Below are 22,727 nucleotides of genomic sequence, written 5' to 3' on the forward strand. Positions count from 1 at the left end.
TGTAAAAGGTGGTGGTTTTACCTGCACCGTTTGGCCCTAATAACCCGACGATTTCACCCGAGTTGACCATCAGACTGACATCTTCAACGACCTTACGGCCTTTGTATGCCTTTGCCAGATTCTCTGCGATTAATTTAGCCATAAAATATCAGTTACTCTTTTTGGTCGGCTGGCCGCCCGCTGCAGGCGTTTTTTGTTGCAGCTGCGAAGGTACCAGAACGGTCGTCACACGGTTACCTTTATCACTAAAGGCTTCCATTTGCTGTTTCTGTACCAGATAGGTAATACGGTCGCCTTTCACATTGCTGTCCAGTTGCTCAAGGTAAGCGTTGCCGGTCAGCGTGACGAGGTCATTTTCCACTTCGTAGCGGACTTTCTGTGCATGGCCTTTAATCGGCTTACCGTTATCCTGCATCTGGTAGAACGTCACCGGGTTGCCGTAACCTTCTACCACTTCTTTACCGGAAACCCCCTGCGGGCGGATGACGACCACTTTGTCGGCTTTAACCTGGATCGTACCCTGATTGACGACCACATTGCCGGTAAAGGTCGCGGTATTGGTATTGACGTCGAGCGCCTGGTTTGCTGAATCAATGGTGATCGGTTTCGTTGTATCGTCTTTTAAGGCAAATGCCGGAACGCTGACGGCTAACAATGAGCTGACGATCAGGAGATCACGGATTTTATTTTTTGCTTTGAATTTCATAAGAGGTCGTTACCTTTTCGATCAGCTCTGCTGTTTTGTCACGCAGATTACCACGCATTTTCATGCCGTTAGATGTAAAACCTGTACCATACAACGTCACTTCATCGTCTGAGGCAACGTCCTGTGTCGTCAGGTTAACCCGTGCATTGTCCGTTTTGATTCTTTGCAGCTGTGATGTCTCAGGTGTCAGGCTGTCTGCCTGCACATGCCCATAAAGATAGAGCATTTTATCCTGAGTCAGTTTCGCTTTATCAGAACGCAATACCCAGGTGGCTACTTTGTTCTTGTCATACATGGTCGCGACCGGATTGGTAAACCATGACACCTGATCAGCGGTGTAATATTTTACCTGGTCTGAAACCAGTTTATACGTCAGGCTGCCCATCGGGTCATACACCATCGTAACGGTGTGGGACGTCTGGTAAGTCGGATCCTGATCATTGACCGCTTGCGGAACATCATCGCTGTTGTCAGATAATGACCAGCCAATCAGCACCAGAACGATGGCAGTCAGCGCCAGAATAATCCAAAGTTTTGCTTTACTCATATCGACAGCCCTTTGGCGTCCTCCAGCTTACCCTGCGCCAGCAGAATCAAATCACACAGTTCGCGTACTGCACCACGTCCACCCGCAATACGGGTAACATAATGCGCTTTCGGTAACAGAACAGGATGTGCATCCTGAACCGCGACAGAGAGACCCACTTCGGCCATCACCGGCCAGTCAATCAGGTCATCACCAATGTACGCCACTTCTTCGGCCCGCAGAGACAGTGTATCTAACAGTTCGCGGAAGGCCAAAAGCTTATCAGATTGCCCCTGATACAAGTGGCGTATGCCCAGAGTTTTAGCGCGATCTTCCAGTAATTTCGCATTGCGGCCTGTAATAATCGCGACTTCGATATCGGATGTCAGCAGGCAGCGGATACCGTAACCGTCGCGAACGTTGAAACTTTTCAGCTCTTCTCCCTGATTTCCCATATAGATCAGGCCATCAGACATAACGCCATCGACATCGCAAATCAGCAGGCGGATTGCTTTTGCCCGTTCAAGCACTTGCGCACTGACCGGACCGTAGCAGGTTTCCACCAGGGCTGCGCTATTACTCATTCAGGGAATTCCTCAATTAAACTACGCCAGCGCGCAGCATATCGTGCATATGTAACACACCCAGCAACTGGTCACCATCAGCAACCATCACGCAAGTGATGTGTTTGTCCTGCATTAAATTCAGCGCATCAACCGCCAGCAGTGAAGGACGCACGCGGATACCGCCTGTCGTCATCACATCCGCAATCGATGCCGTATTGATGTTGACGCCCATATCAAAGATGCGTCGTAAATCCCCATCGGTAAAGATCCCTTCGATTTTCATCAAATCGTTGCAGATAACCGTCATGCCCAGATTTTTTCGGGTGATTTCCAGCAACGCATCCCGCAACGAAGCTTCACGGCTGACGTGCGGAATTTCATCCCCGGTGTGCATGATATCGCTGACGCGCAGTAACAGCTTGCGACCCAGTGCTCCGCCAGGGTGTGACAGGGCGAAATCTTCCGGTGTGAAGCCGCGTGCTTCAAGCAGTGCGACGGCCAGTGCATCGCCCATCACCAGCACTGCCGTGGTGCTGCTGGTCGGTGCCAGACCCAGCGGGCAGGCTTCTTTGGGCACTTTTACACAAAGGTGAACATCTGCCGCTTTCCCCATCGTGCTTTCGGGGTTAGACGTCATGCAGATAAGCGTAATGCTCAGGCGTTTGAGTACCGGTATCAGCCCCAGAATTTCATGGGCTTCGCCGGAGTTGGAAATCAGAATGACGACATCCTGCTTCGATACCATGCCCAGATCACCGTGGCTGGCTTCGCCGGGATGCACAAAGAATGCCGGTGTGCCCGTACTGGCAAAGGTGGCGGCCATCTTACGGCCGATATGACCAGATTTGCCCATGCCCATGACGACGACTTTGCCATTGCAGGCGAAGATTTTTTCGCAGGCGCGGGTAAAATCACCGTTAATGTATTGATCTAACTGCTCAAGTCCTTCACGTTCTGTTTTCAGCACATCATGTCCGACGGCCTGAAAATCAAAACCGGGGGCGAAGGTATCGTTAGCCATAGTGGGTTCCTGACAGAGTTCAGAAGGCAATGCTGCCCGGTAATAGAAACAGCACGGCCATATAAGCGATAAATCCACACAGCAGTAATGCACCGGCTAAATGTCCGATACGGTGTTTACGCATCAGGCATAGTCCGGAAAGCACCACGCTGACCGCCAGCATGACCCAATAATCGCGATGAAACGCGTCTGGGTTGAACGAACCTGGTGCTACCAGCGCGGGTAATCCCAGCACCAGGCAGGTATTAAAAATGTTTGCGCCGATAATATTACCCAGCGCGATGTCATCTTCGCCTTTGATAGCGCCGGCGATAAAGGTCGCCAGTTCTGGCAGACTGGTACCGATAGCAATCACCGTCAGGCCAATCACCAGTTCACTGACACCCAGATAACGCGCGATGACAGTGCTGTTATCAACGATCATGCCCGACGCCAGCGGCATGATGATAAAGCCCAGTGCCAGCCACAAAAATGCGACCGTATTGCTACTGTCTTGCGGAAGTTCGGACATTTGCTCGTAGGTCAGCGTATCCAGCCCCTCTTTTTCGGCGGCCCGGGCGATTTTTATCATCAGCATCATGAACACGCCTGCGCTGGCCAGTAGCAAAACACCATCAAACCGGCTGAGTTCGCCGTCGCTTAACAGAAAACCACACAGTGCGGTGACCAGTAACAATAATGGGAGCTCGCGGCGTAATATATCAGAACGAACGGAAAGTGGATGAATCAGGGCGGCACCGCCCAAAATCAGAAGAATATTAATGATATTCGAACCAATTGCGTTTCCGACGGCCAAATCCATCTGATCGTTGATGGCGGCGGTGGTGGAAACCACCAGTTCAGGAAGGGATATTCCGACGCCGACGACAGTCATACCAATCACCAGCGGGGAGATGCCCATCGAGCGTGCCAGCACTGCGGCTCCGTACACCAGACGATCAGCGGCGTAAACTAACAGTAACAAGCCGACAATCATCAGTACGATAGCGAGAAGCATGAAACATCCTTTATTGGGTATAATGCGAGGTTCGTTGCCCTGGCGGGCAGGCGATTCCTTCGTCAACATGAGCTAAGGCGACATTTTGTCTGAAAATGATGCCTGCGGGTTCCTGTATGTTAGACGATGAAGGCTTTTATTTTAAAATGGTAATTCGTTGATTTTGACCGTCTGAGGCAGAAAAGTAAATCGATGGCAACTTTGGTAACGAAACCGGGGTAAGTTTTTGTAAAAATACCAAAGTTATACGATACCTTGTGCGTGTCAGACGTATTCTTAGCGAAAGCATTCCGAAGGGAAAAACTGAATGAGTCAAAGCGAATCGAATCTGGTTGAGATCAAAGGCATGAGTTTTGTGCGCGGCGATCGTCCCATTTTCGAAGAGATAAATATGACCGTGCCGCGTGGCAAAGTCACTGCAATCATGGGGCCTTCGGGGATCGGTAAAACCACCTTGCTGCGTCTGATTGGCGGACAACTTGCGCCCGACAGCGGCGAAATCTGGTTCGACGGCGATAACATTCCGACGTTGTCCCGTCGCAAATTGTACGAATCGCGCAAGAAAATGAGTATGTTGTTTCAGTCCGGTGCATTGTTTACTGACCTGACTGTGTTCGAAAATGTGGCGTTCCCGCTGCGTGAACACAGCAAATTACCGGAAGAATTACTGCGCAGTACGGTGACCATGAAACTGGAAGCAGTCGGGTTACGCGGTGCCGGTGACCTGATGCCTGCTGAATTGTCTGGCGGTATGGCAAGACGTGTCGCACTGGCTCGTGCGATTGCCCTCGACCCTGAACTGATCATGTTCGATGAGCCTTTTGTGGGACAGGATCCGATCACCATGGGCGTCCTGGTTAAACTCATTGATGAACTGAACCATGCGCTGGGTGTGACGTGCATCGTGGTTTCTCATGACGTTCCTGAAGTGCTAAGTATTGCTGATTACGCTTATATTGTGGCCGCGCAGCATGTGATTGCCGAAGGCACACCTGAGGAGCTGCAAAATAATCCTGATCCGCGTGTTCGTCAGTTCCTTGACGGTATTGCCGATGGACCGGTGCCTTTCCGTTTCCCTGCCGGTGATTACAAAACCGAGCTGCTCGGATGATGGAGTTCCCTATTCATGTTAATTAAGGCGTTAGCCTCAGTCGGGCGCCGCGGGATAAACACCTGTGCGTCTTTTGGCCGCGCCGGTCTGATGCTCTTTCGGGCATTGGTCGGTAAGCCGCAATTTGCCAAGCAGTGGCCGCTGTTGATCAAGCAGCTTTACAGCGTTGGTGTACTTTCCCTGCTGATTATCCTCGTTTCCGGCTTGTTTATCGGCATGGTGCTTGGTTTGCAGGGATATCTGATTTTAACCACCTACAGCGCTGAGGCCAGCCTCGGCATGATGGTGGCGCTCTCTTTACTGCGCGAACTTGGACCGGTGGTGACTGCTCTGCTGTTCGCCGGCCGAGCGGGTTCCGCGCTGACCGCCGAACTGGGGTTGATGAAAGCCACTGAGCAAATTTCCAGCCTGGAGATGATGGCTATCGATCCGCTGCGCCGCGTTGTTGCACCGCGTTTCTGGGCCGGTCTGATTTCCATGCCTTTGTTGACGGCGATTTTCGTTGCCGTGGGGGTTTGGGGAGGTTCGCTGGTGGGTGTGGACTGGAAAGGCATCGACAGCGGTTTCTTCTGGTCAGCGATGCAAACCGCGGTAGACTGGCGGACTGATTTACTTAACTGCCTGATTAAAAGCCTTGTTTTCGCTATCACTGTGACCTGGATTGCGTTGTTCAATGGCTATGATGCGATACCGACGTCCGAAGGGATTAGCCGGGCAACGACACGTACTGTGGTGCATTCGTCACTGGCGGTGCTGGGATTGGATTTTGTGCTGACAGCACTGATGTTTGGAAATTAAACCATGCAAACGAAAAAGAGTGAAATCTGGGTAGGCGCGTTTTTAATCATCGCATTGATTGCGGTGATCTTCCTGTGTCTTAAAGTGGCCGACATCCGTTCCATCGGCTCCGACCCGACTTACCGTATTTCTGCGGACTTCGACAATATAGGCGGCCTGAAAAGCGGTTCGCCGGTCAAAGTCGGTGGCGTGGTTATCGGCCGCGTCAGCAGCATAACGCTTGATAAAAACTATTCCCCACGTGTCGAAATGGATATCGACCAGAAATACAACCAGATCCCGAGCACCAGTACGCTGGCGATCCGCACGTCTGGTTTGCTGGGCGAACAATTCCTGGCGTTGAATATTGGTTTTGAAGACCCTGAAATGGGAACGACTATCCTTAAAAACGGCGGCGTTATTCAGGACACTAAATCAGCGATGGTTCTCGAAGACCTGATTGGCCAGTTCCTTTATAAGAGTGGCGACGGCAAGGCTGACCCTGACGCAACGGCGGCTCCTGCTGCGCCTGAAGGGAATGCTGCACCTGCACCTGACGCTAATACGGCGCCACAGCCGGCTGCCCATTAAGAATTTGCCATTACGGATTCTCCATAAAAGAGGAAATAAGTATGTTTAAACGTTTAGTGATCGCTGCACTGTTGGTGGTTATGGCTCCGCTGGCGAATGCTGCTGTGGACAAGACCAATCCTTACAGCGTGATGAATGAAGCAGCGAACAAAACCTTCACCCGCCTCAAAACCGAACAGCCGAAAATCAAGCAGGATCCTAACTATCTGCGCCAGATCGTTCGTGAAGAATTGCTGCCGTATGTGCAGGTCAAATACGCCGGCGCGCTGGTATTAGGCCGCTATTATCAACAGGCGACACCTGCACAGCGCGAGGCTTATTTCGCGGCGTTCTCTGACTATCTGCAACAGGCTTACGGTCAGGCGCTGGCGATGTACAACGGCCAGAGCTACACGGTGCAACCAGAGCAGTCCTACGCGGATAAAGATATCATTGCTATCCGTGTCACCATTACCGATCCGAATGGTCGTCCTCCGGTTCGTCTGGATTTCCAGTGGCGTAAAAACAGCCGCACAGGCGAATGGCAGGCATATGACATGATCGCCGAAGGCGTCAGCATGATTTCGACCAAACAGAACGAGTGGGCAGATATCTTGCGCCAGAAAGGTATCGAGGGTCTGACAGCGCGTCTGAAACAAGCCGCTGCTCAGCCGATCACGCTGGATAAACAACAATGAGTGAAGCCCTGCGCTGGGAATCGCAGCCGCCGCGACTGATGTTGCACGGTGAGTTAGATCGCGAAACGCTGGTGGCATTCTGGGATATGCGCAGAAAGCTGATGTCCGGCGTGACCTGTCTGGATGTTTCCGGGCTGGAGCGTGTGGATTCTTCCGGTCTGGCTTTCCTGGTGCATTTACGCGAGGAAGCCCGTCAGCAGGGGATTACGCTGACGATTGCGGGCATCACCGACAGGCTGAGAACACTGATTACCTTGTATAACCTTCAGGACATTATTCCGTCGGACACTACGGGCTGCTCTGTTGAATAAATATATGAGCAGTTCCCGTGAGTTAGGCTGCGGGATGTGAATAATTGACTGAATGTCCGTAAAGCCCCTGTGCGAAACTCTTCGTCAGGGGCTTTTTCGTGGTTTAAGAATTGCGCCGATCCCTATAAGATATCGGGCTGTTATGATTCTTCAGAAGAATAGATCCCTATGGAAACGAGTGAAATTAAAGACGTGCTGATGAACGCATTGGCACTGGACGAAGCCCACATTACTGGCGATGGCAGTCATTTTCAGGCCATTGTCGTTGGTGCGATGTTTGATGGCATGAGCCGCGTGAAAAAACAGCAGACCGTTTACGCACCGCTGATGGAATACATCGCCGACAATCGAATTCACGCACTGTCTATTAAGGCTTATACCCCTGAAGAATGGGCGCGTGACCGTAAACTGAGCGGTTTATAAGACTGCCGGAGTTCCGGCAGCTTCCTCGTATTTGACCTGTCGTTTTAATGAATAGAGAGCAGTCATAATGGATAAATTTCGTGTACAGGGTGGGACTCGCCTGAGCGGTGAAGTCACTATCTCTGGTGCAAAAAATGCAGCACTTCCTATTTTGTTTGCCGCACTGCTTGCTGAAGAACCTGTTGAACTCCAGAACGTTCCTCATCTGAAAGATATCGATACCACCATCAAACTGCTGAGCCAGCTGGGCACCAAAATAGAACGCAACGGTTCTGTTTTCGTTGACGCCAGTGCGGTGAATGAGTTTTGTGCGCCGTATGACCTGGTGAAAACCATGCGCGCTTCTATCTGGGCTCTTGGCCCGCTGGTGGCGCGTTTTGGTCGCGGTGAAGTCTCCCTGCCGGGCGGCTGTGCTATCGGCGCACGTCCTGTTGACCTGCATATTACCGGTCTGGAACAGCTGGGCGCGACCATTGTGCTGGAAGAAGGTTATGTGAAAGCCTCTGTCGATGGCCGCCTGAAAGGTGCGCACATCGTGATGGATAAAGTCAGCGTGGGTGCGACCGTTACCATCATGAGCGCAGCGACATTGGCTGAAGGCACCACCATTATTGAAAACGCCGCGCGTGAGCCGGAAATCGTCGATACTGCGAATTTCCTGAATACGCTGGGTGCGAAAATTACCGGTGCGGGTACGGATAAAATCACCATCGAAGGCGTTGCACGTCTGGGTGGCGGTGTTTACCGTGTGGTCCCCGATCGTATCGAAACCGGCACCTTCCTGGTGGCGGCCGCGATTTCCGGTGGCAAGATTACCTGTCGCGAAGCCCGTCCTGATACGCTGGATGCTGTACTGGCAAAACTGCGTGAAGCCGGTGCCGATATCGAAGTGGGCGAAGACTGGATCAGTCTCGACATGCATGGTAAACGGGCTAAAGCCGTCACCTTCCGCACCGCACCGCATCCGGGCTTCCCGACTGACATGCAGGCGCAGTTCAGCTTGCTGAATCTGGTGGCAGAGGGTACCGGTGTGATCACCGAAACCATCTTCGAAAACCGTTTCATGCACATTCCTGAACTGATCCGTATGGGCGCACATGCTGAAATCGAAGGCAGCACCCTGATTTGCCATGGCGTTGAAAAACTGTCTGGCGCTCAGGTGATGGCGACCGATTTACGTGCGTCTGCGAGTCTGGTTCTGGCGGGTTGTATTGCCGAGGGTGTGACCGTGGTTGACCGTATTTATCACATCGATCGTGGCTATGAGCGTATCGAAGATAAATTGCGTCAGCTGGGTGCGAAAATTGAGCGCTTCAACGGCGAATGATTCGTAGCTCTTGATGCAATAAAAAAGCCGGAAGGGGAAACCTTTCCGGCTTTTTCGTTGCTGTCTTCAGCGATCGTCAGTGATCAGGATATTCCTGCACGGTCACCTGCAAGGTCAGCTTCTGACCGTCACGCATAATCTCCACCGGAATGACCGTACCCGGACGAACCTCTGCGACCTGATCCATTGTCTCGATAGCGGAAACAGCCGGTTTGTTGTTGACGTTAACGATCACGTCTCTGACCTGCATGCCTGCATTAGCCGCCGGGCCATTGGGTGTGACTTCATTCACCACAATCCCCTGAATATGATCCAGTCCGCTATTCGGCCCGTGCAGAGGGGAAACCTCGCGCCCGCTGATTCCGATATACCCGCGAATAACCCGGCCATCGCGAATCAGCTTGCCCATGACTTTTGTCGCCAGTGCGGTCGGGATGGCAAAGCCGATACCTTCCGGTGTGGCGCCGTCATTACTTTGGTCAAAGGACAGTGTATTAATCCCCATCAGCTCACCCAGCGAATTCACCAGTGCACCGCCGGAGTTACCCTGGTTAATCGATGCATCGGTTTGCAGAAAGTTCTGGCGGCCTGACGGGCTGAGGCCAATACGACCAGTGGCGCTGATAATACCCTGCGTGACTGTCTGACCGAGGTTATATGGGTTACCAATTGCCATCACGACATCACCGACATGCGGGGCGCGATGTGGATTAATCGGGATCACCGGCAGATTTCCGGCGTTGATTTTCAGTACGGCCAGGTCAGTCAGGCTGTCAGAGCCGACCAGCAAGGCTTCAAATACGCGGCCATCCTGCAATGCGACGATGATCTGATCGGCATTATTGATTACGTGCTTGTTGGTGAGGATATAACCATTGTCGTTCATGATCACACCGGAACCCAGTGTGCGGATGGCCAGTTCGTTCTGTGAACTGTTACCCATGTTGCGGTTATAAACGTTCACCACTGCCGGAGCAGCGTGGCGGACGCCTGAGTTATAGCTGACCGGTTCTTCGCTGTTTTGGGTGAAGTTTCGGTCAAACAGCGGTTCTGTGATGTTTTTACGCAACATAGGTACCGCCGCCAGCAAAATGCCAGCAACAATCAGGCCGATAACAGCGGATCTCAATAGCTTAACAAACATGGGTATATGGGATGCGAGATAAAAAGTGAGGGAAGAATAGCATGAGTTAATCGGACGCAGCAGCACCTGCGTCCGATTTTCAACGCTTTACGGCATGAATAAGTAGATATTTTGCCCTTTACGCAAGATGCTCAGCGCGATCAGGTCAGGTTTGCTTTCCAGTATTTTGCGGAAAGCGGCCAGATTTTCGAGCGGTTCGCGGTTTACACCGATAATCACATCGTCTTTTTCCAGACCGATTTGGTCAGCGGGCGTCCCTTTTTTCACGTCATCGACATGCACGCCTTTGGCGTTTTTATCCGCCGGATCGCTGAGCGTCACACCCTGTAATGCCGGGTTGAGTTTCTCAATGCTGACTTCCACGGCCGGGCTTTTATCCAGCGTGACGTTCACAGTCATCGGTTTACCATCGCGCAGCAAACCAATCTGCATGGTGACGCCCGGACCTGCGGTGCCCACTTTCGCGCGTAACTCAGCAAAGCTGCTCAGCGTTTTCCCCTGCAGGGTAATCAGTACGTCGCCCGGTTTAATACCGGCTTTCGCCGCTGCAGAATCCGGCAATACTTCATTGACGAAAGCGCCGCGCTGGCTGTCAAGTCTGAATGCCTGCGCCAGTTCCGGCGTCATTTCACTGCCTCGGATCCCCAGCAGGCCGCGTTTCACTTCACCGAACTCAATCAGCTGATGGCTGAGATTCTTCGCCATGTTCGCCGGGATAGCAAAACCGATACCGACGCTGCCACCCTGAGAGGAAATGATGGCGGTGTTAATACCAATCAGTTCACCTTTCAGATCGAGCAATGCGCCCCCGGAGTTACCGCGGTTAATCGACGCATCGGTCTGAATAAAGTTTTCCAGCCCCTCGAGATTCAGGCCGCTGCGACCAAGCGCAGAAACAATGCCGGATGTCACCGTCTGGCCAAGCCCAAACGGATTGCCAACGGCGACGGCAAAATCACCGACACGCAGGTTGTCGGAATCCGCCATCGTAATTTGTGTCAGATTTTTAGCATCAATCAGCTGGATCACCGCAATATCGGACTGATCGTCTTTGCCGATGAGCCTGGCTTTATATTCACGGCCATCGTTGAGCTGAACGTTGATTTTATCCGCATTATTCACCACGTGGTTGTTGGTGAGCACATAGCCTTTGGCGGCATCAATAATAACGCCTGAACCCAGCCCTTCAAAAGGCTGTRGCCCCTGATTGGGTTCCGGGTCCTGCTGACCGAAGAAGAATTTGTATTCCGGTGGGACATCCGCACTGGGTGGCTGGGTACCTGAAACCTGAACGCCCACGACTGCGGGCAATACTTTTTCCAGCATAGGTGCCAGACTTGGCAAAGGTTGTCCCTGAACTTCCGTAGGTAAAGCGGCATTCGCCATAGGCGCAGAAGCGAAAGTTAATTCAAGGCTAACAGCTAACACACTGAGCAAAAATGACTTTTTCTTCATCACGATAACTCTCTCGCTTTCTGTAATGGACGTCAGTTATGGACAATAGAACAGTGATTCACAGCACGGGAAGGGTCTGGAGAACGGCACATGCACGGGACATATGCCGTAAATACGCCTGCATAACGATTGTTATGCAGGTCAGGGGCGTCTGTTATTTACGAACCGGACGCTCACCACGCAGCAGACCGGACGCGCCATCAGAATAATCGCGTGGCATTTGCACCGGTACCTGATCGTTATCGGCCTCGGAGCCGGTCAGGCGGTAGTTGAACGGATTATCTTGCTCGGGCATATCGGGCAGCAAATTGTTGGAGCTTTTAGCCATGTGCTGATACAGCTGACGGTAATCAGTCGCCATGTTATCCAGCAACTCTGCGCTGCGGGCAAAATGGCCCACCAGTTCCTGACGGTATTCGTCGAGTTCGGCTTTGCTTTTCTCCAGTTCGTTTTTCATGACTTGTTGATCACGTAATTTACGATTACCAAAGCGCATCGCTACCGCACCAATCGCGATACCGACCACTAATCCAATGAGTGCATACTCCCAGGTCATAATGACTCCTATTTTGACTTCGTTGTCCCGCAGGGCTTTTTCACGTAACTTTTATGACTTAACTTCTTTACACAATGGTTTTAACGTAATTGTTACACGCATTTGTCATGCAATATCTCCACTATAACCGTTAACCTTGCCAGAGTGGAATCCTGCGGGGAAAATCACTGCTATCTGTTGGTTTTTTCATACACAGACAGCCGGGAAAAGCGGCGAACCCACGGCAAAAAAGCGGCTAAACGACGTGAAAAACATAAAAATTTTTTCTCAGGGACGTTAACAAAGATGCAATCTCAATCACCCCTTTTCCTTTATCAGAACGCTGTGGATGCCGGTGAATTCCAGGCGGATGCTGTTCAGAAACAGGCTGTCGCACAGCTTGATGTGATTTATCAGGCACTTTCCGCGCAGCCCGCAACAATGCCTCAGACCACCGGTCGTGGAGGGTTGCTGGGCCGTTTGTTTGCAAAATCTCCGCCGAAAACCCCTTCGCGACCAGTACAGGGACTGTATATGTGGGGCGGCGTGGGGCGCGGTAAAACCTGGCTGATGGATTTGTTTTTCCACAGCCTGCCCGGTGAACGTAAGCTTCGCCTGCATTTTCACCGCTTTATGTTGCGTGTCCATGAAGAACTGACGGAGCTTCAGGGGCAGGAAGATCCGCTGGAAGTGATTGCTGACCGCTTCAAAGCGGAAACGGACGCACTGTGTTTCGACGAGTTTTTTGTTTCGGATATTACCGATGCGATGTTGCTGGCAACGTTGCTGCAGGCGCTGTTTGCCCGCGGTATCACCCTGATTGCGACGTCGAACATTCCGCCTGATTTGCTGTACCGCAACGGTCTGCAACGCGCGCGGTTCCTGCCGGCCATTGATCTGATTAAAGAATATTGCGATGTGCTGAATGTGGATGCCGGCATTGATTACCGTCTGCGTACGCTGACACAAGCCAATTTGTGGTTATCGCCTGTTGGCCCTGATACGAGTGACGCGATGCATTCCATGCTGGGCAAACTGACCGGCAATCACAGTGGCGCGGAGGCAGGCGAAAGACCCGTACTTGAAGTGAATCATCGTCCGCTGCAGGCCATTGCTGCCGTTGACGGCGTGCTGGCGGTGGAATTTCATACCTTATGTGAAGAGGCGCGCAGCCAGCTCGATTATATTGCGCTGTCGAAAATCTATCACAGTGTACTGCTGCATAATGTGCCGGTGATGGGCGCAGACAGTGAGAACGCTGCGCGGCGTTTTCTGGCGCTGGTCGATGAATTCTATGAGCGCCATGTAAAACTGGTGATTTCCGCAGCGGTGCCGATGTTTGAGATTTATCAGGGGGAACGGCTGAAATTCGAATATCAGCGTTGTCTCTCGCGTCTGCAGGAGATGCAGAGTGAGGAATACCTCAGGCGGCCGCATCTGCCGTGATTTTAATTGATTATTATTTGCTCAGCCTGTGGTATAAAAAGGCGCAGTAAAGCCTGCATGGCGAACCCTCAGAAGACGTTGAGGTAAATCTTCCTTTTTGTCGAAAAAGGGTTCGATCTTTGCGGGAGACTTCTCTATAATCTTGCGACCCCACGTTACTACAAAGTTTTTTTCCCGAAACTTTATAAGTGCCAGCATTGGCTATTCGAAGGGGTAGGTTTGCTGGACGATGGTCGTGTGAACCTCAAATACTTATTTTATAAACAAGTAAGCGTTCGGGTGTTCGCCAACGTGTAACTTTAATTGGGTAAGCTTTTAATGAAAACTTTTACAGCTAAACCGGAAACCGTACAACGTGACTGGTTCGTAGTTGACGCTACCGGCAAGACCTTAGGTCGCCTGGCCACTGAACTGGCTCGCCGTCTGCGTGGCAAACATAAAGCGGAATACACTCCGCACGTTGATACTGGTGATTACATCATCGTTCTGAACGCAGAAAAAGTTGCTGTTACTGGCAACAAGCGTAACGACAAGATTTATTACCATCACACCGGCCACATCGGTGGTATCAAGCAAGCGACCTTTGAAGAGATGATCGCTCGCCGTCCTGAACGCGTGATCGAGCTCGCGGTTAAAGGCATGTTGCCAAAGGGCCCGTTGGGTCGTGCAATGTACCGTAAAATGAAAGTTTACGCGGGTAACGAGCACACTCATGCGGCGCAACAACCGCAAGTTCTTGACATTTAATTCGGGATTATAGGCAATGGCTGAAAATCAATACTACGGCACTGGTCGCCGCAAAAGCTCCGCCGCTCGTGTTTTCATCAAACCGGGTAGTGGTAACATCGTAATTAACCAGCGTAGCCTGGAACAGTACTTTGGTCGTGAAACTGCCCGCATGGTAGTTCGTCAACCACTGGAACTGGTCGACATGGTTGAGAAATTCGACCTGTACATCACCGTTAAAGGTGGTGGTATCTCCGGTCAAGCTGGTGCTATCCGTCACGGTATTACCCGTGCACTGATGGAATATGACGAAAATCTTCGTGGCGAACTGCGTAAAGCTGGCTTCGTTACTCGTGATGCTCGTCAGGTTGAACGTAAGAAAGTCGGTCTGCGTAAAGCACGTCGTCGTCCTCAGTTCTCCAAGCGTTAATTTTCTGCTGCTATTGCAGCACAGTGCTTCGGCACGAAAATCAGCGTCAAAAACCCGGTGTTTCACCGGGTTTTTTTATGCCTTTTGTTCCGTAATTGCAGGGGAAATGATCTCCTGACACACAATTCCCCATGAAATCGTCTCACCGTCCCCCACAGCCTGCGTAAAATCTGGTAAACTATCACACACTTTTGTGCCTGTTCGCCGAGCAGTTGACGTTGCCGCGCTTCCTGGCTGGGTTCGCCTTGCCGATGGTTGTCTATGAAACTACGGGACAAAAACTGCAGGCTGGCGATAACTCGCTGTAATATTCTAGATAAACTTGGAGGTTTTCATGGCTGTCGCTGCCAACAAACGTTCGGTAATGACGCTGTTTTCCGGCCCGACCGACATTTTTAGCCATCAGGTACGTATCGTACTGGCGGAAAAAGGTGTCAGTGTCGAGATCGAGCAGGTTGAGATGGATCACCTGCCGCAGGATCTTATTGACCTCAACCCTTACCGCACTGTACCGACACTGGTTGATCGTGAGCTGACCCTGTTTGAATCCCGCATCATCATGGAATATCTTGATGAGCGCTTCCCGCATCCGCCGCTGATGCCGGTTTATCCGGTTGCCCGTGGCGAGAGCCGTCTGATGATGCACCGCATCGAAAACGACTGGTATTCGCTGATGCGTCAAATCGAGCAAGGTTCTGCGACTGAAGCGGACGCTGCACGTAAGCAACTGCGTGAAGAGCTGCTGGCGATTGCGCCAATCTTCTCGTACATGCCTTATTTCAAAAGCGAAGAGTTCAGTCTGGTCGATTGCTACCTGGCTCCGCTGTTGTGGCGTTTGCCAGAGCTGGGCATTGAATTGTCAGGTACCGGTTCGAAAGAGCTGAAAGGCTACATGACCCGCGTCTTCGAACGTGATGCTTTCCTGGCTTCCCTGACCGAAGCAGAGCGCGAAATGCGTTTGCATACCCGAGGTTAAGGTATGGAGATGACCGACATGTCTCCGCGTCGCCCCTATCTGCTGCGGGCTTTTTATGACTGGTTGCTGGACAACCAGTTAACCCCGCATCTGGTGGTTGACGTGACGATGCCTGGCGTGATGGTGCCGATGGAGTTTGCGCGTGACGGACAAATTGTTCTGAACGTTGCGCCGCGTGCTGTCGGCAATCTCGAACTGGGTAATGATGACGTACGCTTTAACGCCCGTTTTGGTGGCGTACCGCGTAACGTGTTTGTACCGATTGCTGCTGTTCTGGCAATTTATGCCCGTGAAAACGGTGCCGGTACCATGTTCGAACCTGAACCTGCTTATGAAGCCGAAGGTGCCTTTGACGGTGACCTGAGCGCTGATGAGCCGACAGAACCGACCATGTCAGTCATTGATGGTGATTTGCCGGATGTGGCTGAAGAAGATCCGGATGATGAGCCGCCGACGCCGCCTCGCGGTGGTCGCCCGGCATTGCGTGTTGTGAAATAACAACCCGCTCAATCCGGCTTCATGCTTAAACCCTGCGTTGTTACGTGGGGTTTTTTATTGCCTTAAATACGCCGTCGCCACTTTTTGCCAGTGCAGATTGCGTACGATTAAAAAACAACGGGGCTGCCATCGCTGGCAGCCCCGTTTTGATGCCCCGTCGGATCAGACTTCGAGGAAGTTCATGATGCCTTCTGCGGCCTTGCGGCCTTCAGCAATCGCTGTCACCACCAGATCAGAACCGCGAACTGCATCGCCACCCGCGAAGATTTTCGGATTGCTGGTCTGGAAGGCGTTGTCGCTGCCTTCAGGGGCAACGATGCGTCCCTGAGAGTCCAGCTCAACGTCATGGGCTGCCAGCCATTCCATTTTGTGAGGGCGGAAACCAAATGCCATCACCACGGCATCAGCTTCCATCACATGTTCGGAACCGGCCACGATTTCTGCACGACGGCGGCCATGTGCATCCGGAGCGCCCAGTTCGGTACGCGCCATACGCACGCCGCATACGCGGCCTGAATCATTCAGCTCGATGCTCAGCGGTTGCAGGTTGAATTTGAAATCCACACCTTCTTCACGCGCATTCTTCACTTCACGACGCGAGCCCGGCATGTTCTCTTCATCACGACGGTACGCACAGGTTACATGGGTTGCGCCCTGACGAATCGAGGTACGCACGCAGTCCATTGCGGTATCACCACCGCCCAGCACCACGACGCGTTTCTTATCCATCGTCACGTAAGGTTCTTCCTGGCTGTCATCGTAGCCCATCAGCTGCTTGGTGTTAGCGATGAGGAATGGCAGGGCATCGTACACGCCCGGCGCATCTTCGTTCGCCAGACCACCGCGCATGGACTGATAGGTGCCAACGCCGAGGAATACAGAATCGTATTCCGCCAGCAGCGCATCAATAGTGATATCTTTGCCGACTTCGGTATTGAGCTGGAATTCGATACCCATCTCAGTGAAGATTTCGCGACGCTTGGTCATCACTGATTTTTCCAGCTTGAAGGCCGGAATACCGAAAGTCAGCAGGCCGCCGATTTCCGGATGGCGATCGTAAACCACCGCTTTCACACCGTTACGGGTCAGGACGTCTGCACAAGCCAGACCTGCCGGGCCTGCGCCGATGATCGCCACGCGTTTGCCGGTTGGCTGCACGTGAGACATATCCGGACGCCAGCCCATCTCGATCGCTTTATCGTTGATGTAGCGTTCGATGTTACCGATGGTCACTGCACCGAACTCATCGTTCAGGGTACAGGAGCCTTCGCACAGTCTGTCCTGCGGACAAACGCGCCCGCAGACTTCCGGCAGGCTGTTAGTCTGATGCGCGAGGTCGGCTGCTTCCATGATGCGACCTTCGTTCGCCAGCTTCAGCCAGTTCGGAATGTAGTTGTGAACCGGGCATTTCCATTCGCAGTAAGGGTTACCGCAGGACAGGCAGCGGTCAGCCTGTGATGCGGCCTGCGTTGCTGAGAACGGCTCGTAAATTTCCACAAACTCAATTTTGCGGATCTTCAGCGCTTTCTTAGGCGGATCAACACGCTGCAGGTCGACAAATTGATAAACGTTTTGACTCATCTTAACCTCTTACTGCGCTTGTACCCGCAGCTCAGCTGCGGAACGACTACGGTGACCCAACAATGCTTTGACATCACTGGACTTCGGTTTTACCAGGGCAAATTTAGGCGCCCATTCCGGCCAGTTCGCCAAAATCTCTTCACCACGGGTCGATGCGGTCAGCTGTACGTGTTCGATGATCAAACCGCGCAGATGCTCTTCATGGATAGCCAGATCGGCTACTTCCAGGACTTCAACCAGTTCCGGGTTAACACGTTTGCGGAATTCGCCATCTTCATCAAGAACATAAGCGAAACCACCGGTCATGCCTGCGCCGAAGTTGACGCCGGTACGGCCCAGCACACAAACAATGCCGCCGGTCATATATTCACAACCGTTATCGCCGATGCCTTCCACCACGGTGATGGCACCGGAGTTACGTACCGCGAAACGCTCACCCGCGCGGCCTGCAGCAAACATTTTGCCGCCGGTTGCGCCATATAAACAGGTGTTACCGATGATGCTGGCTTCGTGACTGCGGAACGCAGAACCAATTGGCGGACGAATGGCAATGCGGCCACCCGCCATACCTTTGCCCACATAGTCGTTCGCGTCGCCGGTCAGCATTAAATCTACGCCGCCTGCGTTCCAGACGCCGAAGCTCTGGCCTGCGGTGCCGTTGAAGTTAATACGCACCGGATCAGCCGCCATGCCCTGATCGCCATGTTTCTCTGCAATCGCACCGGACAACATAGCGCCAACGGAACGGTCAGTGTTGCGGATATCAAAGTAGAACGCTTTGCTCTGTTTTGAATCGATATGCGGCGCGGCCTGTTCCAGGATGTCTTTATTCAGCTGACCCTTGTCGAACGCCGGGTTGCTTTCGGTGCAGTACACCGCTTTGCCTTCATGCGGCGTGGCCGTTGCCAGTATCGCAGAAAGGTCGAGATTGTTTTGCTTGGCGGTGAAACCGTCCAGCTCAGTCAGCAGATCGGTACGACCAATCAGATCTACCAGCTGGCTGACACCCAACTCGGCCATGATTTCACGGGTTTCCTGCGTGATGAACCTGAAGTAGTTCACTACACGTTCCGGCAGTCCGTGATAATGGTTGCGACGCAGTTTTTCATCCTGAGTTGCCACGCCCGTTGCACAGTTGTTCAGGTGGCAAATACGCAGGTATTTACAACCCAGCGCCACCATCGGGCCGGTACCAAAACCGAAGCTTTCTGCACCAAGAATCGCTGCCTTGATGATGTCGAGGCCGGTTTTCAGGCCGCCATCAACCTGCAGACGGATCTTATGACGCAGGCCGTTGGCCACCAGTGCCTGTTGTGTTTCTACCAGGCCCAGTTCCCACGGACAACCGGCATACTTCACCGAAGACAGCGGGCTTGCGCCGGTGCCGCCATCGTAGCCAGCGATAGTGATGAGATCCGCGTAAGCTTTTGCCACGCCAACGGCGATAGTGCCGACGCCCGGTTCAGACACCAGTTTCACCGAAATCATCGCTTTCGGGTTGACCTGTTTCAGGTCGAAAATCAGCTGCGCCAGATCTTCAATGGAATAAATATCGTGGTGCGGCGGTGGAGAAATCAGGGTCACGCCCGGTACGGAATAGCGCAGTTTCGCGATGTACGGCGTCACTTTGTCACCCGGTAACTGGCCGCCTTCGCCTGGTTTTGCACCCTGCGCCACTTTGATCTGGATAACGTCAGCATTGACCAGATACGCCGGGGTTACACCGAAACGACCTGAAGCCACCTGTTTGATACGGGACACTTTATTGGTGCCGTAACGCGCCGGGTCTTCGCCACCTTCGCCGGAGTTAGAACGTCCGCCGATGCTGTTCATCGCTTCGGCCAGAGATTCATGCGCTTCCGGGCTCAGTGCGCCGATAGACATCGCTGCGGTATCGAAACGGGTAAATAAACCTTCCGCCGGTTCAACCTGATCAACAGGGATCGGCTGGCCTTTTGGCGTGACTTTCAGCAAGTCACGCAGTGTGGCCACCGGACGCTCGTTTACCAGTTTGGCGTATTTCTTATAATCGTCGTAATCACCGCTGTTGACAGCGGCTTGCAGGGTAGTGACCACGTCCGGGTTATAGGAATGGTATTCGCCACCGTGGACAAATTTCAGCAGGCCGCCCTGATCCAGCGTTTTGCGTTTCAGCCACGCGCGCTTGGACAGGTTCAGTAAGTCCTGTTCGAAGTCGCTGTAACCGGCACCGCCGATACGGCTGACGACGCCGTTAAAGCAGGTGTTGCACAGATCCTTCGCCAGACCGACTGCTTCAAACAGTTTCGAGCAACGGTAAGAGGCGACGGTTGATATGCCCATTTTGGACATGATCTTGTACAGGCCTTTGTTGATGCCGTTACGGTAGTTCAGCATCACTTCACGGTATTTCTTCTCGATGACCTGGGAGTCGACCAGTTTTGCCAGGGTTTCGTAGGCCAGATACGGGTAAACCGCAGTGGCACCGAAGCCAATCAGCACGGCGAAATGGTGCGGGTCACGGGCGCTGGCGGTTTCAACAATGATGTTGGCATCGCATCGCAGGCTTTTTTCAACCAGACGCAACTGCAACGCACCGACGGCCATGGGTGCAGGCAGCGGCAGGCGGTTCGGGGCGATATTGCGGTCAGACAGCACCAGCAGAACCGCGCCGTTACGCACTTTCTGTTCGCCTTCGTCACAGAGTTTCTGGACGAACTGCTCCATATTTTGTTCGGTCGGATCGTACGTAATATCCAGCGTTTCCGCGCGATAGTGTTTGCTGTCGAGTGTGGTCAGCTGTTTAAAGTCAGACCACAGCAGGATTGGCGATTTGAAGCTCAGACGGTGAGCCTGACCTTCGGCTTCGCAGAACACGTTCATCTCGCGGCCGATGCTGGTCGCCAGAGACATCACGTGGGCTTCGCGCAGCGGATCGATTGGCGGGTTAGTGACCTGCGCAAATTGCTGGCGGAAGTAGTCATACACGATACGCGGACGGCTGGAGAGCACGGCAAATGGCGTGTCGTCACCCATGGAGCCGACGGCTTCCTGACCGTTTTCACCCAGTACGCGGATGATCTGATCGAGTTCTTCGCTGCTGTAGCCGAATTGCTTCTGGAAAGTTTCCAGTAAGGTGTCTTCCAGCTCACGGCTGCCCACCTGATCTTCCGGCAAGTCTTCGAACGGCACCAGACGCTGAACGTTTTTCTCCATCCATTGCTTATAAGGATGGCGGCCCTTCAGATCGTTGTCAGTTTCTGCAGAATGGTGGATTTTGCCGCTGCGGGTGTCGATCACCATCAGCTCGCCCGGTCCGACGCGGCCTTTTTCGACCACTTCGTCCGGCTGATAATCCCAGATGCCAACTTCGGACGCACAGGTGATCAGCTTATCTTTGGTGATGACATAGCGCGCAGGACGCAGACCGTTACGGTCAAGGTTACAGGCGGCATAACGGCCATCTGACATCACGATACCGGCCGGGCCATCCCACGGCTCCATGTGCATGGAGTTAAAGTCGAAGAATGCGCGCAGATCGTCGTCCATATCCGGGTTTTGCTGCCAGGCTGGCGGCACCAGCAAACGCATGGCGCGCAGTAAATCCATCCCGCCTGCCAGGAACAGTTCCAGCATGTTGTCCAGCGAGCTGGAGTCCGAACCGGTTTCATTCACGAACGGTGAGGCGTCTTGCAGATCGGGGATCAGCGGCGTTTTGAATTTATACGCACGGGCACGCGCCCACTGGCGGTTACCGGTGATGGTGTTGATTTCGCCGTTGTGCGCCAGATAGCGGAAAGGCTGAGCCAGTTGCCAGCGCGGGACGGTGTTAGTCGAGAAACGCTGGTGGAACAGGCAGATGGCCGATTCCAGACGCAGGTCGGCCAGGTCTAAATAGAAGCGTGGCAGATCCGCAGGCATACACAGGCCTTTATAGATCGTGACCACGTTGGAGAAACTGCACACATAGAAGTCTTTATCCTGAATGCGTTTCTCAATACGGCGGCGCGCCATATAAAGGCGGCGTTCCATGTCACGCGGACGCCAGCCGGCAGGCGCGTTGACAAAAATTTGTTCGATGCGGGGCAGGGAGGAAAGCGCGATTTCACCGAGTACGTCCGGATTGGTCGGAACGTCACGCCAGCCCACCACGGACAGCGTCTCGTTTTGCAACTCTTCTTCAACAATGCGGCGGCTTGCCTCAGCTTCTTTTTCATCTTTGCTGAGGAACAGCATGCCAACGGCATAGTTTTTCGCCAGACGCCAGCCACGTTCTTCAGCAATCATGCGGAAGAAGCGGTCAGGTTTCTGTAAATGAAGGCCACAGCCGTCGCCGGTCTTGCCGTCAGCAAGGATCGCGCCACGGTGTTGCATACGGGCCAGCGCGTGGATCGCAGTACGCACGACCTTATGGCTAGGTTCGCCTTCTATATGGGCGATCAGGCCGAAACCACAGTTGTCCCTCTCTTGGGATTTATCGTACAACATTACGTGAACCTCCCCAGGCTCTGCGAGACTCTCACACCAATCGCGAGCGGGCTTATACACAGAGGTTTGTCCGCAATTTCGCGCACTCTTGCGGTGCGTTGATTGCCCGGACATCTCCGTCAAAGGCCTCTCGTGATGGTTCTCACAAGTGGTGGTTGACTTGTTTTAATGAGGGAGTCTTCAATTACTGCATAAATATGACGAGTTGCTCACCCGTCGAGATTGCTTCCAGCGGACTCCCAACTTAGCGAGAAAGCACAGACAGGTCAAATGGCGATTTAAGTTATATTAAAAGTGATATAAAGAGATTTAATTATTTGAAATATATATGTTTTATGGGGTTTTTGCTGGCATATTTCCGATGGGGGCATGCACGTAAAGTGTGAGCTGACTCACTATGGGGAAAGCGTAAGATCTCCGCACCGTGCTGGCAGGG

23 protein-coding genes are annotated in these 22,727 nt (G+C 52.8%); 12 read left to right on the forward strand and 11 right to left on the reverse strand.

Annotated features, from left to right (window positions below; all coding sequences use genetic code 11):
- The 6 genes from AC1DUO_RS17955 to AC1DUO_RS17980 all read right to left on the reverse strand — a co-directional run.
- Positions 1-142: ATP-binding cassette domain-containing protein (locus AC1DUO_RS17955; protein WP_477988197.1), on the reverse strand; the 142-nt coding region annotated here is incomplete at its 3' end.
- A gap of 6 nt (positions 143-148) precedes the next feature.
- Positions 149-706 (reverse strand): lipopolysaccharide ABC transporter substrate-binding protein LptA, encoded by a 558-nt coding sequence (gene lptA, locus AC1DUO_RS17960; RefSeq protein WP_013577256.1) that lies wholly within the window; start codon positions 704-706, stop codon positions 149-151.
- Positions 684-1,253 (reverse strand): LPS export ABC transporter periplasmic protein LptC, encoded by a 570-nt coding sequence (gene lptC / locus AC1DUO_RS17965; RefSeq protein WP_013577255.1) that lies wholly within the window; start codon positions 1,251-1,253, stop codon positions 684-686. Before lptC ends, lptA begins: the two co-directional genes overlap by 23 nt.
- Positions 1,250-1,816 carry a 3-deoxy-manno-octulosonate-8-phosphatase KdsC gene (kdsC, locus tag AC1DUO_RS17970; RefSeq protein WP_013577254.1) on the reverse strand — a complete coding sequence of 189 codons (567 nt, stop codon included), beginning with the start codon at positions 1,814-1,816 and terminating at the stop codon, positions 1,250-1,252. The genes lptC and kdsC overlap by 4 nt, the downstream gene beginning before the upstream one ends.
- 16 nt (positions 1,817-1,832) lie before the next feature.
- Entirely contained in the window at positions 1,833-2,819 is a 987-nt protein-coding gene (gene kdsD / locus AC1DUO_RS17975) for an arabinose-5-phosphate isomerase KdsD (protein WP_037035037.1), read from the reverse strand.
- Between the two features lie 19 nt (positions 2,820-2,838).
- Positions 2,839-3,816 (reverse strand): calcium/sodium antiporter, encoded by a 978-nt coding sequence (locus AC1DUO_RS17980; RefSeq protein WP_119262139.1) that lies wholly within the window; start codon positions 3,814-3,816, stop codon positions 2,839-2,841.
- 307 nt (positions 3,817-4,123) lie between these two features.
- Between AC1DUO_RS17980 and mlaF the strand changes: the two genes are divergently transcribed.
- The 7 genes from mlaF (at position 4,124) to murA (ending at position 9,033) form a co-directional block, all read left to right on the forward strand.
- Positions 4,124-4,927 carry a phospholipid ABC transporter ATP-binding protein MlaF gene (gene mlaF, locus AC1DUO_RS17985; RefSeq protein WP_013577251.1) on the forward strand — a complete coding sequence of 268 codons (804 nt, stop codon included), beginning with the start codon at positions 4,124-4,126 and terminating at the stop codon, positions 4,925-4,927.
- 15 nt (positions 4,928-4,942) lie between these two features.
- Positions 4,943-5,725 carry a lipid asymmetry maintenance ABC transporter permease subunit MlaE gene (gene mlaE, locus AC1DUO_RS17990; protein WP_013577250.1) on the forward strand — a complete coding sequence of 261 codons (783 nt, stop codon included), beginning with the start codon at positions 4,943-4,945 and terminating at the stop codon, positions 5,723-5,725.
- A 3-nt stretch (positions 5,726-5,728) separates the two neighbouring features.
- Entirely contained in the window at positions 5,729-6,295 is a 567-nt protein-coding gene (mlaD, locus tag AC1DUO_RS17995; RefSeq protein WP_013577249.1) for an outer membrane lipid asymmetry maintenance protein MlaD, read from the forward strand.
- A 41-nt stretch (positions 6,296-6,336) separates the two neighbouring features.
- Positions 6,337-6,972: a phospholipid-binding protein MlaC gene (mlaC, locus tag AC1DUO_RS18000; RefSeq protein WP_013577248.1), complete on the forward strand. Its 636-nt coding sequence runs from the start codon at positions 6,337-6,339 to the stop codon at positions 6,970-6,972.
- On the forward strand, positions 6,969-7,283 hold the full coding sequence (gene mlaB / locus AC1DUO_RS18005) for a lipid asymmetry maintenance protein MlaB (RefSeq protein WP_013577247.1): 315 nt from the start codon (positions 6,969-6,971) through the stop codon (positions 7,281-7,283). Before mlaC ends, mlaB begins: the two co-directional genes overlap by 4 nt.
- 168 nt (positions 7,284-7,451) lie before the next feature.
- On the forward strand, positions 7,452-7,706 hold the full coding sequence (gene ibaG / locus AC1DUO_RS18010; RefSeq protein WP_013577246.1) for a BolA family iron metabolism protein IbaG: 255 nt from the start codon (positions 7,452-7,454) through the stop codon (positions 7,704-7,706).
- Between the two features lie 67 nt (positions 7,707-7,773).
- Positions 7,774-9,033, forward strand: coding sequence for a UDP-N-acetylglucosamine 1-carboxyvinyltransferase (murA, locus tag AC1DUO_RS18015; protein ID WP_013577245.1), 1,260 nt, complete (start codon positions 7,774-7,776; stop codon positions 9,031-9,033).
- Positions 9,034-9,109: 76 nt separating this feature from the next.
- On the opposite strand, the gene degS is transcribed toward murA, so the two are convergent.
- The 3 genes from degS to zapG form a co-directional block, all read right to left on the reverse strand.
- A complete protein-coding gene (gene degS, locus AC1DUO_RS18020; RefSeq protein WP_037035040.1) occupies positions 9,110-10,177 on the reverse strand; it encodes an outer membrane-stress sensor serine endopeptidase DegS in 1,068 nt (355 codons plus the stop codon).
- Positions 10,178-10,264: 87 nt separating this feature from the next.
- The gene (degQ, locus tag AC1DUO_RS18025) at positions 10,265-11,632 is read right to left on the reverse strand and encodes a serine endoprotease DegQ (protein WP_477988199.1); all 1,368 of its coding nucleotides are present in this window, start codon (positions 11,630-11,632) and stop codon (positions 10,265-10,267) included.
- Positions 11,633-11,786: 154 nt separating this feature from the next.
- A complete protein-coding gene (gene zapG, locus AC1DUO_RS18030) occupies positions 11,787-12,188 on the reverse strand; it encodes a Z-ring associated protein ZapG (RefSeq protein WP_013577242.1) in 402 nt (133 codons plus the stop codon).
- Positions 12,189-12,473: 285 nt separating this feature from the next.
- Between zapG and zapE the strand changes: the two genes are divergently transcribed.
- The 5 genes from zapE to sspB all read left to right on the forward strand — a co-directional run bounded on the left by zapE (position 12,474) and on the right by sspB (position 16,243).
- Positions 12,474-13,613 (forward strand): cell division protein ZapE, encoded by a 1,140-nt coding sequence (gene zapE / locus AC1DUO_RS18035; RefSeq protein ID WP_119262137.1) that lies wholly within the window; start codon positions 12,474-12,476, stop codon positions 13,611-13,613.
- 318 nt (positions 13,614-13,931) lie between these two features.
- Complete coding sequence (rplM, locus tag AC1DUO_RS18040; protein ID WP_013577239.1) at positions 13,932-14,360, forward strand: 50S ribosomal protein L13; 429 nt, start codon at positions 13,932-13,934, stop codon at positions 14,358-14,360.
- Positions 14,361-14,376: 16 nt separating this feature from the next.
- A complete protein-coding gene (gene rpsI, locus AC1DUO_RS18045) occupies positions 14,377-14,769 on the forward strand; it encodes a 30S ribosomal protein S9 (RefSeq protein ID WP_013577238.1) in 393 nt (130 codons plus the stop codon).
- 334 nt (positions 14,770-15,103) lie between these two features.
- A complete protein-coding gene (gene sspA, locus AC1DUO_RS18050; RefSeq protein ID WP_013577237.1) occupies positions 15,104-15,745 on the forward strand; it encodes a stringent starvation protein SspA in 642 nt (213 codons plus the stop codon).
- Between the two features lie 3 nt (positions 15,746-15,748).
- Complete coding sequence (gene sspB / locus AC1DUO_RS18055; protein ID WP_013577236.1) at positions 15,749-16,243, forward strand: ClpXP protease specificity-enhancing factor; 495 nt, start codon at positions 15,749-15,751, stop codon at positions 16,241-16,243.
- Between the two features lie 162 nt (positions 16,244-16,405).
- Here sspB and AC1DUO_RS18060 read toward each other — a convergent pair whose 3' ends face one another.
- Both AC1DUO_RS18060 and gltB read right to left on the reverse strand, forming a co-directional pair.
- A complete protein-coding gene (locus AC1DUO_RS18060) occupies positions 16,406-17,824 on the reverse strand; it encodes a glutamate synthase small subunit (protein ID WP_013577235.1) in 1,419 nt (472 codons plus the stop codon).
- A gap of 9 nt (positions 17,825-17,833) precedes the next feature.
- Complete coding sequence (gene gltB, locus AC1DUO_RS18065) at positions 17,834-22,291, reverse strand: glutamate synthase large subunit (protein WP_112151045.1); 4,458 nt, start codon at positions 22,289-22,291, stop codon at positions 17,834-17,836.
- Positions 22,292-22,727 lie beyond the last annotated feature (436 nt).

Source organism: Rahnella sp. P4_A8 (assembly GCF_056402435.1).

Excerpts from the sequence above, each read along its gene's own strand:
- lptC (WP_013577255.1), bottom strand. The coding sequence starts at position 1,253 with ATGAGTAAAGCAAAACTTTGGATTATTCTGGCGCTGACTGCCATCGTT.
- mlaC (WP_013577248.1), top strand. The coding sequence starts at position 6,337 with ATGTTTAAACGTTTAGTGATCGCTGCACTGTTGGTGGTTATGGCTCCG.
- AC1DUO_RS18060 (WP_013577235.1), bottom strand. The coding sequence starts at position 17,824 with ATGAGTCAAAACGTTTATCAATTTGTCGACCTGCAGCGTGTTGATCCG.
- ibaG (WP_013577246.1), top strand. The coding sequence starts at position 7,452 with ATGGAAACGAGTGAAATTAAAGACGTGCTGATGAACGCATTGGCACTG.
- mlaD (WP_013577249.1), top strand. The coding sequence starts at position 5,729 with ATGCAAACGAAAAAGAGTGAAATCTGGGTAGGCGCGTTTTTAATCATC.
- degS (WP_037035040.1), bottom strand. The coding sequence starts at position 10,177 with ATGTTTGTTAAGCTATTGAGATCCGCTGTTATCGGCCTGATTGTTGCT.
- rplM (WP_013577239.1), top strand. The coding sequence starts at position 13,932 with ATGAAAACTTTTACAGCTAAACCGGAAACCGTACAACGTGACTGGTTC.
- sspB (WP_013577236.1), top strand. The coding sequence starts at position 15,749 with ATGGAGATGACCGACATGTCTCCGCGTCGCCCCTATCTGCTGCGGGCT.
- lptA (WP_013577256.1), bottom strand. The coding sequence starts at position 706 with ATGAAATTCAAAGCAAAAAATAAAATCCGTGATCTCCTGATCGTCAGC.
- kdsC (WP_013577254.1), bottom strand. The coding sequence starts at position 1,816 with ATGAGTAATAGCGCAGCCCTGGTGGAAACCTGCTACGGTCCGGTCAGT.
- mlaB (WP_013577247.1), top strand. The coding sequence starts at position 6,969 with ATGAGTGAAGCCCTGCGCTGGGAATCGCAGCCGCCGCGACTGATGTTG.
- zapE (WP_119262137.1), top strand. The coding sequence starts at position 12,474 with ATGCAATCTCAATCACCCCTTTTCCTTTATCAGAACGCTGTGGATGCC.
- sspA (WP_013577237.1), top strand. The coding sequence starts at position 15,104 with ATGGCTGTCGCTGCCAACAAACGTTCGGTAATGACGCTGTTTTCCGGC.
- mlaF (WP_013577251.1), top strand. The coding sequence starts at position 4,124 with ATGAGTCAAAGCGAATCGAATCTGGTTGAGATCAAAGGCATGAGTTTT.
- kdsD (WP_037035037.1), bottom strand. The coding sequence starts at position 2,819 with ATGGCTAACGATACCTTCGCCCCCGGTTTTGATTTTCAGGCCGTCGGA.
- zapG (WP_013577242.1), bottom strand. The coding sequence starts at position 12,188 with ATGACCTGGGAGTATGCACTCATTGGATTAGTGGTCGGTATCGCGATT.
- murA (WP_013577245.1), top strand. The coding sequence starts at position 7,774 with ATGGATAAATTTCGTGTACAGGGTGGGACTCGCCTGAGCGGTGAAGTC.
- AC1DUO_RS17980 (WP_119262139.1), bottom strand. The coding sequence starts at position 3,816 with ATGCTTCTCGCTATCGTACTGATGATTGTCGGCTTGTTACTGTTAGTT.
- gltB (WP_112151045.1), bottom strand. The coding sequence starts at position 22,291 with ATGTTGTACGATAAATCCCAAGAGAGGGACAACTGTGGTTTCGGCCTG.
- rpsI (WP_013577238.1), top strand. The coding sequence starts at position 14,377 with ATGGCTGAAAATCAATACTACGGCACTGGTCGCCGCAAAAGCTCCGCC.
- mlaE (WP_013577250.1), top strand. The coding sequence starts at position 4,943 with ATGTTAATTAAGGCGTTAGCCTCAGTCGGGCGCCGCGGGATAAACACC.